The organism is Maribacter spongiicola (genome assembly GCF_004364165.1).
Classification (GTDB): domain Bacteria; phylum Bacteroidota; class Bacteroidia; order Flavobacteriales; family Flavobacteriaceae; genus Maribacter; species Maribacter spongiicola.
In genome coordinates, this window is sequence record NZ_SOAY01000010.1 from 1,557,713 (window position 1) to 1,575,388 (window position 17,676).

A 17,676-nucleotide genomic window follows, 5' to 3' on the forward strand; every position below is an offset into this window, starting at 1 on the left:
GAAAAGGAAAAATAAGATGTAATATTTCATTGGTTTCATTAGTGTTGGATTTCTATTAACTAAAATATTTTAAGGTGCTATTTAATTTTAAGGTCTTACAATGGTACTTCTTTCTGCATTTTGTGCTTCTGTCAATGTTTTTCCTTCTATGAACAAAACAAAACGGTCTAAAGCATGAAATTTAGAACGACCGGAAACTTCCATGGTATAAATGCCCGGCTCATCAAATTTTACGAAAATATTATGTGGATCGTTATCGCTAGTATTCGAACGCCAAAACCATTCACCTACACGGTTCATATAAATTTTAAACCAACCGTCTGTGCTACTGCCCTCAGGAACCGGAGTTTTTCCAAGCCCTTTCGGATAAACAGTGCTGCCATCTCGCCGACCAAAGAAATCAGTGGCATCTGAAAAGCGCAACCAAGAATCATTTCCCTCAGATTGACTATCACCTTCAGATATTCTTGAACGCCAAAAAAACTGATAGGTACCTGGGATAGTGATATTTAATTTATAAACTAAAGTACCTACGCCTGGTGTATTAAAATTGTCTTCTTTATTCCAACGTAGGTAACCTGTACCTTCAAAATCATTAATTGTATCTCCACGTTCCCATTCTAAATCTCCTTCTACAGTTTCGAATTCGACACTTATGATACCATCAGTTTCCAAATAGCTAATAACATCAAGATCACTGTTCGGTGTTTTAGGGTCGTCCATTATTTCTTCTTCTGTGGTATTAGAATCTCCCGTCATCTCCACTATAGGCTCTTCTGTATTGAGATCAGAAATACACGAGAAATTTAAAGTCAAAAGGCAGGTTAGTAAGCCTATTCTAAAAAAGTAAATTTTCATCTTTTGTAGCTTATTTGGTAATCACCCGACCCTAATCTTACTTGATTTTCGGTTGTAGTTTCTTGGTGAAATTTTTTCCAATCGGTACCATTAATACTTAAACTATTTCTTTGATTTTCGTTTAATGGTAATAGTGCGGTTGTATTGAACGGTACGTTCAATTGCATTATAAAAGTTCCATCTTCTAAAGACCATTTAGAATCGATATTTCCATATGGTGTTGGCACAGAAACTGCTGTATGGGTTACTGTTTTTGGGAATTTTGGGTCTACAATGAATTCTTTATAGCCTGGTTTGTCCTTAGATGATTTTATACCTCCTAAAGATTCGTAGAAATATGCTGCGAAACCACTATGCATAGGGTGATTTAATGAATTTGTAGGGCCTTCCATTTTCTCCCATTCAAATTGTCGTTCGGGCCATGTTGTAAATCCTGAATTCATGACGTATGTTTGACTAGGAAACTCAGGTGTCGTTAGAATTTCATAAGCTAAATCCTCTTTACCGTACTTGTTCAAAACAGTATAGATATATCTGTTACCATGAATACCTGTGGCGTGATGCCCACCCTTAACTTCGGTTATATTATGTGCTAGACCGTTCACTACTTTTTCTATATCGTTTTCTGGTACCATACCAAACTGCAAAGCTTGTACGGTTGCGGTCTGACTTTGATACCACTTATGCTCAGTGTTTGGAATATTTTTAAGATATGCCTTGTTGAACGCATTTTTTAAGGCCTCTTTTTCTTCTTTCATCTGTGCTGCAAAAGCTACATCGTCGTTCATTTTAGCAAAAGTTTCCATAATTCCCAATACATCATAAAAATAGGCGTTAGCAGAAATGATGGGGTCGGTTTCCATGGCGCTCGGATTTAACCTTCTGTCCCACAACGGCGGACACCAATCGCCCATACCGTCTTGCATGATTCCGTTTTCATCTTTAAATGATAGATAGAAGTTGGTTAACTCTTTCATCTCCTCGTAGTATTCCTTAACTATGGTTTCATCTCCATAATATCTATAACTGTACCATGGTAAGTACATGGTGGCAACGCCCCAGTCTATTTTGGCGTAAGTGGATGTTCGTTTGCCAGGAGCAATCATGGTGGGTACTTGAAATTTAATATCTGGATTATTATGTCCTTTTGTTGGTCGCATTTGGGTGCGTATATCTTCCATGTATTTATTATAAAAATCATGCATGTCATAATTATAGAGTGCATATTCTGCAAAAGCATGAGAATCGCCTAACCAACCACATTTTTCTCGGTGTGGACAATCTTCAGGAATACCATGTAAATTATCAACTATTGTCCACTTGCTAATGCTATGCATCTTATTGAATAATTCATCTGAACTAGTGAAACTACCTGTTTCATTTATGTCGGTAGCTACTAGTACAGCTTTTATCATATCTGCATTTGGTTTTGAAGATACCCCCTTTACCTTCGCATATCTAAAACCGTGATAGCTGAATTTTGGCTCCCAAGATTCCGGTTCACTACTTTTACAGATATATTCATAAATCTGTGGCATACCATTTGCTCCGCCACCTGTAGCGCCTTGAAAAATATCTGAGCCATCGGTTAAAAGTGCTTCTGTAGTAGTTACTTCAATTAACTGCCCTTCTTTTTCTTGTACATTAAGTTTAACCCAGCCTGCTATATTTTGACCAAAATCAACGATCCATTCACCATCGGCTCCTTTAAAAACCTCTTTTGGTTCTAATTCTTTCAGTTTTTTAATTGCAGGTATTTGCTGCGCACTAATTGTTTTTAATTCGGGTGTGGCTATTTTCGGGTTGCTCCAATCTTTATCATTAAATCCTACAGTGTTCCAACCATTTATTTCGTGTCGTGCATCATAAGTATCGCCGCCGTAAATGTTGTTGAATACAATTGGTCCTGTAGATTCTTTCCATGTTTCATCTGTATAAAATTCAGCTTCTTGACCATCTGTATATGTTACTTTTATTAAAAGCTTGACGGCAGGTGGACCATAGGATAAATCTTTTTCAGATTCAGGGTCATTTTTCCATGAGATATTTTGACCATAAAATCCGTTTCCTAAAATAATACCTAAGGCGTTGGTACCTGGTTCTAGAATATCTGTAAGGTCGTAGTCTACATAATATGCTTGCTTGTCATAATTTGATGGTGCGGGGTCTAAGACATGGTCTCCAACTTTATTTCCATTTAAGTATAGCTCATAATAACCTAAACCACAGATATACGCTTTGGCACTTTCTATTTCTTTAGTAACATCAATTTCATTTCTAAAATAACTGGCAGCGAAACCTTTTACGGCAGTAGGTTTACTCATTTTACCGGTTTTATACTCTCGGTACTGGTGTGGGGATGTTCTTTTGTCTTCGTTTAATGTTATCCACGCAGAAGAACCCCAGTTTTTAATGTCTATAAGCCCCATATTAAATTGTTGAATAGAAGACCATTTTGATAGGTTTTCATCTTCGTCCCAAATAAGAACTTTCCAATAATAGGTATGTAAGGCTTCTAAAGGCTCTCCATTATATTTTACAAATGAAGATGTAGATTTTAATATTTTTCCCGAATTCCATTTATCTGCATCTTCCTCATTCAACTTTTCTTTTGAAGATGCGACCAGTATATGAAATGCAGATTGAGATTTATTAAATTCCTCTGAATCTAACTGCCAAGAAAACAACGGATGTTGATCCTCAATAGCGGTAGGGTTTTCTTTATAGTTACAAGTTAGTTTTGTGAAAATTAAAGAATCATTGCTTTTTGGCTCACTGCAAGAACAGTAAAGTACTGTAATGGCAATAGTTATTATGGGTTTCAGAAAATTTTGTTTGTAAATTTTTATCATAATATTATTATAGAGTATAAGTGATATTTTAAAAGATGCAGATTGTAACCACGAAAATGTGGCTACTTAGTCGATCTATAATTATTAAACGTGAATCACTTAGTATTGATCTAAAATAATTTAAAACCCCTGTTTTAGTATCCTGTACTATAGGGCAAGTAAGCGTATTTAATTGGTTTGTAGATTTTTAATGTACTATTAAAATTCGAAGACAATTTTAACATGTTCTTGCTCAGTAGTAAAGAGTTGTCATTATATAGTTTTAGATGAAATGACTTATAGCTGTCAAAACCTCAAATTAGATTATTATATAATTTGAGGTACTATTTTTTTGAAGGAAGCAAAAGTTAAACTCTTTCTAATTTCATAGGATAAGTATTATTTGCATTCCATTGGCATACATATAAATTTTCATCATTGTCAACACATACATCATGGCAATGTTTGAAAATTTCATCCTTTTGAACCATTCTTTGTAATTGTCCATTTTTATAATGAGGTTCAACACCGCCTGGGTTTGAAACTACTTTGCCGTTTTTATCTAAAATGGTAACAAAACCAGATTTTGGACTTGTTCGTGTTGGGTGTGTATTCATATCACCTTCTTCAAAATCGGTTTCAGAAGACCAACATACACCCGAATATAAATTGCTATTATGAATTACAGGGCGACAAACAAATGCACCGGGTACATCTATTTGTTCGATAAAAATACCATCGAGGGTAAAACGCTTAAAACAATTGGTTGCTCTAGAAGTTATCAGTAGGGTAGGTTGTCCTTTTTCTCTGTAATCTATGCAAATGCCATGTGCTGTTTGAAATTGATGTTGACCGATACCTCGGCCTTCCCCAATTTTACGTATAAATTCGCCGTCTTTAGTAAATTGTAAAATGTAGTTCGATCCATAACCATCCGCAATATAGATGTCTCCGTTTGGGGCAATGGCGCTCTCTGTTGGTTTAAATGCATCATTCTCATTATAGGCACCATACTTAGACGGATGCTCAATTATCATTAATTCTCTACCGTTTGTAGTGGTTTTGATAAGGCTTTCTCCGTTAGTATCACATATAAACAAGAAGTCTTCCGAGCCATCATTCCATAAAGTTAAACCATGACCGCCGTTATAGCGAATACCCCAAGAATCTAAAAGTTTGCCAGATTTATCATAAATTAAAATATTATTATGGGTATCGTCACCGACCATTATGAGTCGGCCTCGAGAATCCATAACCATTTCATGACAGTTTTTTATAGGCGTACGGCTTCTGTCCAAAACTCCCCAATCTTTATGTACACGGTACTTAAAATCACCATGGCCAATAACAGTTTGGTATAATTTAGGTTTCGATTTTATGATATTAAAATGCGGAACTATCACTAAGCCTAGACCAGCTTTCGCAGACTTATTTAAAAAATATCTTCTATTAATTTCTAACTTCGCCATGATAATTATGCATTTTTAGTACCTTGTTCTTTTGAGCTAAACGTTTTGCCGAATAAATCTAAAATAGGTTCTCCTTTACCGTCTGGTGTAGTGTAAAATGGTCTACTTTCAATCTCGTAATGTGTTTGAGAATCTATGCCTAAAGCATGATAGATCGATTGATGTACCTGATCTATAACAACAGGTTTTTCAATAGAAACACATGGTCTTTCATCTGCTGTTTTTCCATAGACTAGACCTTTTTCAATACCACCTCCCCACATTAATATGGAACCTCCATCAGTAAAATGACGGTGCATGCCATAATGTTTAACTTCTTGAATTACATCTGGTTGATTTCTTGCCTGATCTTTAACTTCTTCGCCCGGTCTACCTTCCATAAGAGCATCTCTACTAAATTCGCTTGCCAAAATAATCAGGGTTTTATCTAAATGACCAGATTCCTCTAAATCTTTAATTAATTGAGCTACAGGTTTATCAATTAGAGCTTTCATTTGTTTTGCACGGGTATGACCATTTGCATGGGTGTCCCAGCCTATAAAAGGTTCGTATTCGGTAGATACACTAATAAACCTACCACCATTCATAGCTAAACGTTTTGCTAATAGGCACCCTAAACCAAAGCGACCGGTGTTGTAAGTGTCGTACACTTCTTTTGGTTCTTGAGATAGATCAAATACTTTAGCTTCTGGTGAATTCAACAACATGTACGATTGTTCCATCGACCTCATTAAAGACTCGCGTTGATAATCGCTTGCCTGCTCCATAACGTTACTTTTGTTCGCAAGCTCTTTGTATAACTTATATCGTGCCTCAAAGCGTTTAAGTGACATACCTTGTGGCGGTCGTACACTATCTAAACCTTCTGAAGGGTCAGGAATTAAAAACGGACCATATTCATTGCCTAGAAATCCTGCCGTATGAAAAGCTTTCAGTTCTTCTGCTTCGCCCATGGTAAAACGTTGCCCTATAGAAATAAATGGAGGAATTACAGGGTTGATCGGTCCAAGTTCTTTTGCGATCCATGCACCAATATGTGGAGCTTGTACAGACTGTGGTGGCTCATAACAGGTATGCCAATGAAACTGATGTCTGGTGTGTAAAATATGACCTAGATCTGCAGCTTTGTACGATTTAATAATAGCACCTTTATCCATTACATTACCGATGGACTGTAAGCCTTCAGAAAATTCTAAACCATCTACTGCAGTCGGGTGTTTAGGAAAAGTGCTTAGCACTTTATTAATATTCAAACCTTTCTCAAAAGGTGCGTAAGCTTTTGGGTCAAATGTTTCGGTATGTGCCATGCCACCGGCCATCCATAGTAAAATAACACTATCTGCTGTTGCCGCTATTTTTTGAACATCTGGTGAGCAAGAACTTAAAAAACTTGCGATAGGTATGGTCGTCGCTGATGCCGCAAGACTTGCGGCAGACATTTTTTTTATAAACTCTCTTCGAGAATTTTGCGTTTCAAAGCTATTCTTCATTTTAATAAAGTTTATATGCAATTAATTAATGAATTGAAATTCTGGAGACGTTAGAACCGACCAAAATATATCTTGTAGATTTTCTGTACTTGGTTCACTTCCTAAGGCATTGAGTAAAATATTTTTCTCATCGCTTGATGGTAACCTTCCTAGTAATTTTTGGTAAACATTATCAACAATTAAAGTACTGTTGTGATTATATTCTTTCAACCATTTTTTTGATCCTTGTTCTAGTTTTTTATTGAAAAAGGCACCATTTGTGAGCTCTAGAGCTTGCAATAATGTCGCTTGTTCTTCTCTTTTTGAAATTACAATTTCTCGACTTGGTCTACCTAAAGCTTTCATGAAAGGATGTTGTTTGACAAGGCTCGCTCTTGCAAAACTTTTTTGATAGTCATTAAATGTAAAATCCATTAGTTTTCCCCAATTATCAGTCCCGTAGTTATGAACTTCTAGCCATTTACTATCATTAAAATCTACGCTCGACCAGTTTGTTGAAGGTCCAACATTTGTGCTTACCCAAGTTTTATCTGAAAATAACTTAACTGATTTACCATCTTTAAAATTAATTTTCATTGCAAACAATAGACTTGCCGGATTATCTATTTTACCTTCATTAATACCTTTTATGGCAATTGTATTTTTACCCGCTTTTAAATGAGTTGTTATATCGAATTTACCTACTTCTGTCCATTCACTTCCTTGTCCTATTTTTTTGCCATTTATAAAAAGCTCATAAACGTCGTCAACAGAGATTAATGCTGAGGCATTGGTAATCTGTTTATGATCAAGTTTGAAATTCTTTCTAAAATATCGTGCGCCTGGTAGTGGAAGTACGGTATTTGTTAAGTCTTTTTCATGATGCCAAACTCGTAGTGCTGGCATTTTCTCTTCGTTAGGGTTAAATTCTACTGCAGTATATATGGGTGTTATTACCTGACTAATAGCATCTGAAAATTGCTCTGCACTAATTCGTCTTAATAGAGGTCCTTTAAAAACATATTCGTTTTTTACACTTGCAGCACTAATATAATTTACAGTAGGTAATTGGTATGCTTTAGAAGTCATTATTTGTTTGATGAGATGCTTTAAATCTGCACCTGAATCAATAAAATCTGCCGATAGCCAATCTAGCAACTCTCCATCCCATGGTGCATTGTCCATTTCATCAACGGGTTCAATGATACCTCTACCCATTAACCTGTCCCAAATACGGTTGGTTATGGTTCTGTACAACCTACCGTTATCTCGGCTTATCATTACCTCAGATAATTTTAGCAATCTATCATCTATAGTTTCTCCGTCGACATTTCCTAGCTCAGGATATAGAAAATTTACTTTAGCTATTTTGCCTATTGGTATATCACATCTATTTAATTCTAGAGGTTCTTTTGCGAAAATAGAAGCAAAGCCATATACCTGATCTAAGGTCAAGTTACTTACAAAACTATTGTGGCATGAAGCGCATTTTACGTTAGTGCCCAATAGAGATTGACCAATATTTTGTGCTGCCTGCATTTCTGTGGTTTGGCTAGCATTAACTAGACCTCGCCATTCTATACCTTTTATAAAACCTTCAGAATCTTTATTCGGATTCATCAGCTCACTTACCATTACATCATATGGTTTGTTCTTCTGTAAAGCATCATACAACCAACCTGTAATTTGTGAACGTCCTCTTGTTATAAAACCTGTACCACTGTAATCATTTCGTAATAGATCATTCCAAAAGCTTAACCAATGCTGTGTATAGTTATCAGAATCACTTAATAATTCATCTATTAAAAGTTCTCTTTTTTTCGGGTCAGTATCTTCAATAAAGGTATTTATAGCCGCTGGTTCTGGTAATAGCCCTATAATATCTAGATATGCACGTTTTATAAAAAACCTGTCGTTTACCGACGTTGACCATTCTATATTTTCTTTTGCAAAATATGAGTCAACCAATTTGTCTACCGGGTGGTTTACATTTGTTGCAGTGGGTAAATCTGGTTTAATAAGCGCAAGTTCAGCTTCAGGAAATACTTTAAGGGCTTGATCAGACCAATGTGCACCTTCATCGATCCAAAGTCTAATAAGTTCTATTTCATCTGCAGTAAGTAGTTTGCCTTTAGTTGGCATAACATCTTTATGACCGGCCGGAAGAATAATTCGTTTATAGATTTCACTTTCTTTTGCATTACCGGGCACAACTGCCAACCCAGTTTCACCACCTTTAAAGACACCGGCTTTATTTTCAAGAACTAATTCACCTTTCTTTTTGTTCTCTCCATGACACTGGTAACACTTATGGGCAAAAATACCCCTTACCTCAAGATTTAATTTATCTTTTTGTAAGATAGAAAGCGAATCGGCAGATTTTAAGTCCTGTAATAATGCAACTGTATTTTCGTTGTCATATTTTGTATTATTACTTGGTAATACAGCTGTTAAATAATCTTCTCCATGTGTAAGGTTTGCGCCTAAATGACCTGCTACGCTAAGTAAAACAATTGTTATGGTAAAGATGGATCTATAAAGGGTTAGTTTTTTTGATTCACGTAAACTGTAATTTAAAATTATTGCCGTTGCTAGAGCGAGTACAGCGGTAGCTATACCAGTATTTTGATGGTTAACTACTAAATTACCGGCATAATCTTCTTGTGTTTTTAATAACCATCCTACTATAGCAGAGAGTATAGCAAAAAAAGCACCAATATATACCATGAACTTAATACCTTCTCTAAGAGAATTTCTTTTTCCTTTAAGGGTAAGTAGTTCTAAAACAAAAGAAACAACCAATAATCCTATAGGAAAATGTACCAGCAAAGGGTGTAGCCTGCCCAAAAGTTGAAGTATCCAATTTGAAGTTTCCATATGATAAGTCTTTGTCTCGGTTTGATAAAAACTAAACTTATCAATATTTTTTTATGGCACTATCCTGTAGTATCTGTATTGGTTTGTTGTTATTAATGTTAAATGGTTATTTTATTGGGTATTTTTTTGAAATTGCCTCAAATTTTATATTCATTTAGTTCTACTCGTCAGTAGTATTATGAAAGATATATAACATGTAGAATATATACTAATTAATCAAACCACTCTTTCTCATAAATGGTACGCATTCTATCCAAATCTTGTTTAAAGTTGGGGTCATTGGTAAAGTGAGTAGTCTCAAATGGGTCTAGTTCTAAATTTAATAATTGCTCTTCAATGCCATCTGCATCATAGCGAATGTATTTTATCCCATTAGTATCAATAACCATTTTGCCTATTTCACTTTCAACACCCAGGGTTTCTCGCCATTTAACATTTTTACCTTCTAACAGTGGTCTTAGGCTTTTACCTCTTACGTCTGAAATACCAGTAATATTTGCATAATCGCAAACGGTAGGTAGTATATCTAAACCGTTTGAAATCAAATTTTGATCATTAATTAGACCTTTTGGAATATGGTTTTTCCACATTGCCAATAAGGGAATATTAGCTGATTCTTCATAAAGGGTAGATTTATGCTCCATACGGTGACTTGCACTCATTTCGCCATGGTCGCTTGAAAATATTATTAAGGTATTTTCTTCTTGTCCGCTTGCTTTTATGGCATTTAATAATAATTGAACTTCTTTATCTAATACTTCGGTTAGCCTATGATATGCATACCTATGGTGTTTCCAATCATTTTCTGTAAAATTCTCTCTGGCATTCTTTCTGAAGGGTCTGTCATTAATTAATTTTTTGATGGCCCTTGGCTCATCCTTTTGAGGTTCAAAGTTGGGGGGTAAAGGCGGGCAGTAATCTGTGTAAAATTCAGTTTCACTGATGCCCTCCGGTATTTTCATGGCATTATTCAAGGTAGCTATTTCAACTTCTGCGCGTTTAAGTAATAAGGCATCATTTGCACTTGTTGCCTTTTCTCTTAAGGCCATGTAGCATATATCATGTGGGTTTATTAATGATACCACCATAAAATAAGGTTTTTTATGCTCCTCATTAATAATTTCTACCGCTTTATTTACCATTTGGCCCCTTTCATTGTCAGAGAATTTGTTAAAACCTAGTGTATTAGGTGTTAAAGATTCGGGCAAATGCTCCTTGCCTCCAAAATACAATTCATAATTCGCCTTTTTAAGAAAAGATGCAATGGTCGTATTTTTTACTTCTGACGATACCTCAGGTATTTTCATAGAAGCTCTGTTCTCCCTAACTTCATTTCCCTGATTATCTTTAAAATAACTTGGAAATCTACCTGTCATTAAGCTTACCCTTGCCGGAGAGCAAACCGGGTTGGTCGTATATGCTTTTGTAAACCTAATACCGTTATTGGCTATATAATCTATAGCTGGCGTATTTAAATATGTGTTGCCGGCGCAACTCATCATGTTTGCACTCATTTGATCAACATAAATGTAAATTATGTTGGGTTGCCCATTTTCAACCGACTTGTTTTTATCTTGACATGAGGCAATTAGTGAAATAAAAATGGTAAAGAATACTGTTTTTATTTTTTTCGGATATTTAATACAGATCATCATGAAATTTTATTTGTTTAAAAAATCTTTGCCCCAATTTTGTCTTAATTCTTTAGAAAGTAAATTAACTTTTTGATGATATTCAGGTTTCTCTGCCAAATTATCAAGTTCTAAAGAATCTGTTGAATGGTCAAATAACATTCTTGCGTAGGCAGTACCATCATCTTTGATCCATTCAGTATAAAATAGATCACCTTTGATATATGTAACGGCATCTTTGAATTTACTTACTGCCCAATCTTTACTAGATTTTTCACCTTTTAAAAGAGGGACAAAACTTTTGCCTTGTACGGTTTTTGGAACATTTTCAATATCAACAAGTTCTGCAATACTTGGGTAAATATCTATATATTCTGTTATAGCATCTGTTGTTTGTCCACTGGTTTTTCCTGGAACTTTTAGTAGTAAGGGTGTTCTTAAGGCCGTTTCAAATGTGACATGTTTACACCATAATTTATGATCTCCTAAATTCCAACCATGATCTCCCCAAAGAACAACTATTGTATCATCTTCTAAATCTAAGCGTTTTAACTCGTCTAATACCAAACCAATTTGCGCATCAACATAACTTACGCAAGCATAATAACCATGTATGAGTTCTTTTGCTAAATCATCAGGGATTTCCCCACTTTTAGGAATGTTGCCATAGTTGCGCAATTCTCCAAAATTATGAAAGGCTTCACTAGGTGTAGTTTCTGGTTGTACATAACTTTGAGGTAATTCTATTTCGTTTCTATCATAAAGGTCCCAATATTTTTTTGGTGCAGTAAACGGTAGGTGTGGCTTCATAAAACCTAGAGCCAAGAAAAAAGGTTTTTTCTCGTTTTTCAGCAATTTTAGCTCAGCAATACCTTTTTGGGCAATTTTACCATCAAAATAAGCGGTGTCATTAACTTCTGCCATTTCAAATGCGGTAGCTCCTGCAACAGCTAGATTGGCATTTCCGTTTTCTTCAATATTTTTTTTAAGTTGATAATTACGAATATTACCGTCAGGAAACCAAATGGCATCCCAAGCTAAACTATCATCATCTATTTGATGATAAATTTTACCGTTAGATCGTGTTGTATAACCATTTTGTTTAAGAAACTTAGGTAATGAAGTAGCAAAGGGTACGTCCACATCTGCTCTAGTGCTATAATCAATGAAACGATTTCTTGTAGGTCTCATACCAGTAAGTATGCTTGCTCTTGATGCACCGCATACCGGTATATTACAATATGCTCGGTTAAAGACTAAACTTTCACTGGCCAATTTGTTCAAGTTTGGTGAAATTATGTGTTTGGCACCATAAAAATTTAATTCTGGGCGCAGATCATCAACTGCAATGAACAATATGTTTTTCGGTTTTTTATCTTGGGTTACAATAGGTTTATTATTTTCACTTTTACATGAAAATAATAAGGTTGCCAAAAATAATATGATATATAAAAATCTATTCATGTTAATTTTTTTATGTTTACCAATGTTCAATTATTGTATAGTCTTCTTTTTGCAATGTGTTTTTTAGTGAATCGGCAATTTGTCGTGTTGGCGTATCTTGATCCAACTTAAATCCTTTATTTCCACTAGGAGTTATAATGGGCATATTACCTGCGATTTTATTAAGAATATCGCCTTGAGAATTCATCCAAATGAACATTTTTTTTGAAAGGGTGTCTTTTACTGATTTTAATTCTTCATCATTTGCCAAGTTGTGCTGTTCAAATGGGTCGTTCTGAATATCATATAACTCTTCAAATGGTTCATTTTTAAATTTATTTGCCCCTCTTTTAATAAAGTAATCTACATATGTTTTTCCCGTGAGATTATTCTCTACTACTTCTAGAGAATTAAAGTTTCTAATGTATTTGTATTTCTTATTACGAATCATTCTTGAGGGGAAAATTTCTGAATTCAGTATATTTTGGTTGGTTCTAACACCGTATACATATTCGTTTATTTCAACATCCTTACCCTGAAGGATTGGCAGAAAACTTTTGCCGTCCATATCTGGCATAGCTTTTCCGCCTGCAATATCCAAAAAGGTGGGGAGTATATCTGTGTAATGAACAAGTTGGTCAGAGACTGTGCCAGCCTTTATTACTTTTGGCCAACGCATTACTAAGGGTACTTTAAGACCAATATCCTTAACAGTGAATTTGCCAGAAACACCATGATCTGCACTATAAATAAAAAGTGTATTGTTACTTAAATACGTGTCAACTAAATTTAAAACACGTTCTAGTTGCGTATTATCTTCTTTTATACTTCTATAGTAACCTGCTTTAGACTTTACATATTCTGGGTCTGTCTTTTTATCCTCATTAAATGGATAAAATTTAATATCCTCTGCTTTAGGGTTATCAACTTCAAAATATTTTCCGTGCGGATATTTTGAGGTTATGAACATACAAAATGGTTTAGTCTTATTTTTTAAATAATTTTCTATGCTATCTAACGGAATGTAATCTCTTGGTACGTTTTCTTTAGGTACTGGTTGCCATTCGCTATCCCATTGATAAACATTAGAGGGTTTTACATGACTTTTTCCGGCCAATACTACTTCATACCCCAATTTTTTCATGTGGTCCGTAACACTTTCCATGGTTGGTCTCGTAGCAGTATGATTGGCAAAACAGCCATTCTTTAATGGATATTTTCCTGTAAAGAGTTGAGATCTACTTGGTGCACAAATTGCTTGACCGGTAAACGCATTTGTGAACAATAAACCTTCTTGAGCTAAACGGTCTACGGCAGTTGTATGTACTTTTTCATTGCCATAACAACCATAATCATATACATCTTGGTCATCTGCCAAATAGAAAATGATATTGGGCTGAGCTGGGTTATCTAATGTTACTTTATCTATTTTATACTCCCTACATGAGGTGATAATTACGAATGCTAAAAGAATTGTTATGACTTTTGATTTTTTCATTTTACGACGCTTATTATTTACAAATTTTTTAATCAGTATTTAATAATTTGTTTACTGAAAACACATTAATTTGAACAGGACCCAATAGACCAGAAGTGAGTAAATTAGAATCTTTGTCATAATGATTCCATGAAGGAAATGTGTTTCTCCCAGATGTACGTTCGGTTTTATTTTTCAACCAACTGGGTACATTCTTTAATTGTTTGCCATTTCGTTCAATATCCAATGGTAATAACTCATCACCAATCAATCTATTTGACCAGAGATTGGTCACTTTCACTTCAATTGTGTTTTTTCCTTTTTTTACAAAACCGTCAATAACTGTTCTATAAGGAGCTTTCCATAAAGTATTTACTTTTTTACGATTTACAAATACTTCAGCTATGACTGCTACACTTCCTAAGTCGAGTTCTAAGCTTTTATCAGATTCAATATGTTGGGCAGTTAATTTAAACTCCCTCTTGTAAGATGCCGTTCCTGAAAAGTATCTTATTTTATCATTTTTATTATTTGACCAAGAAGTTAACTGGTTATATTTATCTTGTATACTGGAACCAGATAACAACGGAAATTCTACATGCCACGAATTCGATAAATCAATGGGATCAAGAATAGATTTGACATTAATCGTTTTGGTTTTGCCAATTGTTGTTGTGTAAGTAACCTTACCGGTATACGGTGTTACCAAAGTGGTAACCTTATCTTTATAAATAAATTTTGGTTTAATTATTTCTTTTGACAGGTTTACTGTTTGACCTTCAGGTATAAAAAGTGTACGTTCTTCACCTTCTGTAATAAAGGTGATCTTTAGGGTTGTTTTTTTACCTTTAGGAATTTTATTTTCAATTAATTTATTGGTGACAGATATGTTATAATTGCCTGATAGTACTTGTTTTTGAATCTCTTGAGTAACATCATACCTTTTATAATGTTGCGGAATACCTGTGGTTTCACCTTTAAATTTACCGAATACGGCTTTGAGTACCTTTAGTTTTTGATTGCCTGCATTAATTTTAATATGTTCTCGTTCTTCTGCATACAATTGCTTTTTAGTGTCACCAAGTTGATATTCCATTCGAAACTCTTTTTTGTAGCCCATCGCTGGGTCGCAATCGCAAAAAGCACGTGACATAGTAAAATCTAATGTTCCGTTTTTTATAGCATCATTGACTTTATCGGTAATGTCAATTAACCCTTCTTGTAGAAATGTACCGTATTCTGCTTTTATAATTTTAAGATTGGGTAGTGGTTGTGCTTTGGGTTTATCTAAATCCATTTTAGTTGCTACTAAATGGTTGTTAATTATCGATTTTTTAAAGACGATAAATACTGCTTCTTCTGAACCTAATTGTAATGGAATAGTTGTAGTGCCATCTTCATTTTCTTTAAAAACAACGATATCTTCTATAGTTCCTTTTTCTGAATTCCAAAGTTCGGGTTGTTTTCCTGTAACTCTAAAACTGGTCGTAATATCTCGTGCTTCTTTTCTGGCATTTGCTACAAAGTAAATATCTGCTTCTTCTGTTTTTCTGTGGATGAAACCCAAGTCAGATTCATCTCCCATTATAACCTTAAAATCTGGTGTATTTTTGTTTAAAACAGTTTCTATAGCAATATCTTTTACCAAACCTGAACTCCATAATTTTTCAACTTGTTTTTTGATATCATCATCACAATCGGGATAATTGGTTAAACTTGGCGATCGCATTGGTTTTTTACCAATAACTATAGCGCCACCATTTACCAATTCTATTACTTTTACTAAGGTCTCAGGTTTGATAAAATCAGATTCTGGTAATACTAACACCGTATAAGTATTACCAACAGATGAATAGATGATCCCGTCTTTTACAGATAGGTCTTTTAACTTATTGGCTCCAATTAAATCATAATCGAAACCCATTTCTTTGATCTGGGGTTTTATAAATCCGATATTCGGAGAAGATTCTCCTGTAAATACCAATACATCTGCAACATTATTACCTTGCTGTAACAAGTATTGAGAACGTGCCAAATAATCCATGTAGGCTTTACTTTGCGACCACCATGTATTTAATCTGTTAAAGTCAAAACCATGATAACTTAATGCTAATCCTGGTGCAAAATCCCAAGGTTGGTGTACATAGGTATGGAAAATAAAGCGTGTGATACCCTCTGCCCAAGCGCGATCTCCAATAGATTTTAAGTCAGCTGGGTGTTTGTCCCAACCACCGATACCCGTAAAGGACTCTGCACCTACAATAGAGCTGCCGTTTAAATGTGCTATAGATGACACAAACTTGGCAGAATCAAAAAATGGATAACCACCGCTCCAGAATTCGCACATTACAATATCGCCTGTCGCGCCCACTTGCATATTGTCAAAAGGGCCCCAATAGGGTTCTACAGAAAATTTCATACCGTTTTTATGACATAGATCTGCAAAATGGGCATAGTAGTTTTCGGCGATTAGATCGCCTATGGTTCTTCTAAAGTCCCAAAGAAAACGTTCTGAAACTTCGCCGCTTTCTACATAATAGCCTGCTAATGTTGGCAGGTAAGAGATTAAATTATAACCTCGTAAGTTTTTAAATTGTGTTTCAAAACCACTTGTCCAATTAGTGGTTTCTACTTCGTAACTATCAATTAGGCAATTATTAACAGTAGTTCCTATTAAATTGCCTAGTTTATCAATTATTGGTTGCACGCCACCTTTCCAATACGCATCTACTGCGCTTTTACTCATTTTATCCACTTCTAAGCCTTTAGCTTCTGGTGGTGCAGGACGATTAGTTGTACCTATAGGTGTATGCCCGAATCTTAAAATAATCCATTCGCCTTGTGGTGCGTTCCATTCTAAAAGTCCATCTTTGGACACTTTAGAGGTGACATCTAAAACACTCTCTTTTGAAATAATAGACGCGTTAGAAATAGATGTAGTATCAGGTAACAAATGATTACGAACACGCTCAGATAGTATTTTATAATCTAATCCACCTATTTTCTTAAATTCCTTTGGCTTTGGAAATGCCAATATAGCAATGTCTTGATAATACTCAAATTTGGTCTTAGGTTTTGGTAGTTGCTCGTTTATGAAACTTCCGCCTTCAACTTCAAGTTCAGTAAAAACTACCGTTTGCATTGAATTTTCTTCTGTCACCCAAGGACCGCCAGAAGATGACCAGCCCGGACTATTGTGAAATGCCAATTCTAAACCTAAACGTTTTGCTTCTTCCGCCGAAAATTTAAATAAGTCTAGCCACTCTTTGCTTAAATATTTTACTGGACCCTTTGGAAAACCCAAATGTAAATTGAATAATTGTGCTTCTTGAATGCCAACTGCTTTCATGGCCTCTAAATCTTTTGTAATGCCAGATTTAGAAACGTTGCCACTGATCCAGTGCCACCAAGTTCTTGCTTTTGCTTCATTAGGTGGGGTGTAGAAACCTTGTTCCAAAGACTTAAATTCTTGCGCAAATAAATTGTTAAGGCAAATTGCCGCAAGAATTAAGATCAATTTTTTCATGTTTACATATTTGATATAAATCTACCTGAAGTACTTATCTATATCATCCTGTAATGTCATGCTTAATTGATGTTTTAACTTTTTTAGGATATACC

At 35.0% G+C, this 17,676-nt stretch carries 9 protein-coding genes; all 9 read right to left on the bottom strand.

The features are described 5' to 3' along the window. Window positions 1-87: 87 nt before the first annotated feature. The gene (locus CLV90_RS07025; protein ID WP_133686755.1) at window positions 88-858 is read right to left on the bottom strand and encodes a hypothetical protein; all 771 of its coding nucleotides are present in this window, start codon (window positions 856-858) and stop codon (window positions 88-90) included. Beyond that, on the bottom strand, window positions 855-3,710 hold the full coding sequence (locus CLV90_RS07030; RefSeq protein ID WP_133686756.1) for an alpha-L-rhamnosidase: 2,856 nt from the start codon (window positions 3,708-3,710) through the stop codon (window positions 855-857). The genes CLV90_RS07025 and CLV90_RS07030 overlap by 4 nt, the downstream gene beginning before the upstream one ends. A gap of 347 nt (window positions 3,711-4,057) precedes the next feature. Beyond that, window positions 4,058-5,158, bottom strand: coding sequence for a 6-bladed beta-propeller (locus CLV90_RS07035; RefSeq protein ID WP_133686757.1), 1,101 nt, complete (start codon window positions 5,156-5,158; stop codon window positions 4,058-4,060). A gap of 5 nt (window positions 5,159-5,163) precedes the next feature. Further along, complete coding sequence (locus CLV90_RS07040; RefSeq protein WP_133686758.1) at window positions 5,164-6,648, bottom strand: DUF1501 domain-containing protein; 1,485 nt, start codon at window positions 6,646-6,648, stop codon at window positions 5,164-5,166. A 21-nt stretch (window positions 6,649-6,669) separates the two neighbouring features. Then, window positions 6,670-9,504, bottom strand: coding sequence for a DUF1549 domain-containing protein (locus CLV90_RS07045; protein WP_133686759.1), 2,835 nt, complete (start codon window positions 9,502-9,504; stop codon window positions 6,670-6,672). 212 nt (window positions 9,505-9,716) lie between these two features. Continuing rightward, on the bottom strand, window positions 9,717-11,159 hold the full coding sequence (locus tag CLV90_RS07050) for a sulfatase family protein (protein WP_133686760.1): 1,443 nt from the start codon (window positions 11,157-11,159) through the stop codon (window positions 9,717-9,719). Between the two features lie 6 nt (window positions 11,160-11,165). Then, the gene (locus CLV90_RS07055) at window positions 11,166-12,599 is read right to left on the bottom strand and encodes a sulfatase (RefSeq protein WP_133686761.1); all 1,434 of its coding nucleotides are present in this window, start codon (window positions 12,597-12,599) and stop codon (window positions 11,166-11,168) included. 16 nt (window positions 12,600-12,615) lie between these two features. Next, window positions 12,616-14,076 carry a sulfatase family protein gene (locus CLV90_RS07060; protein WP_133686762.1) on the bottom strand — a complete coding sequence of 487 codons (1,461 nt, stop codon included), beginning with the start codon at window positions 14,074-14,076 and terminating at the stop codon, window positions 12,616-12,618. Window positions 14,077-14,104: 28 nt separating this feature from the next. Continuing rightward, window positions 14,105-17,581: a glycosyl hydrolase gene (locus tag CLV90_RS07065; protein ID WP_133686763.1), complete on the bottom strand. Its 3,477-nt coding sequence runs from the start codon at window positions 17,579-17,581 to the stop codon at window positions 14,105-14,107. Window positions 17,582-17,676: the final 95 nt, after the last annotated feature.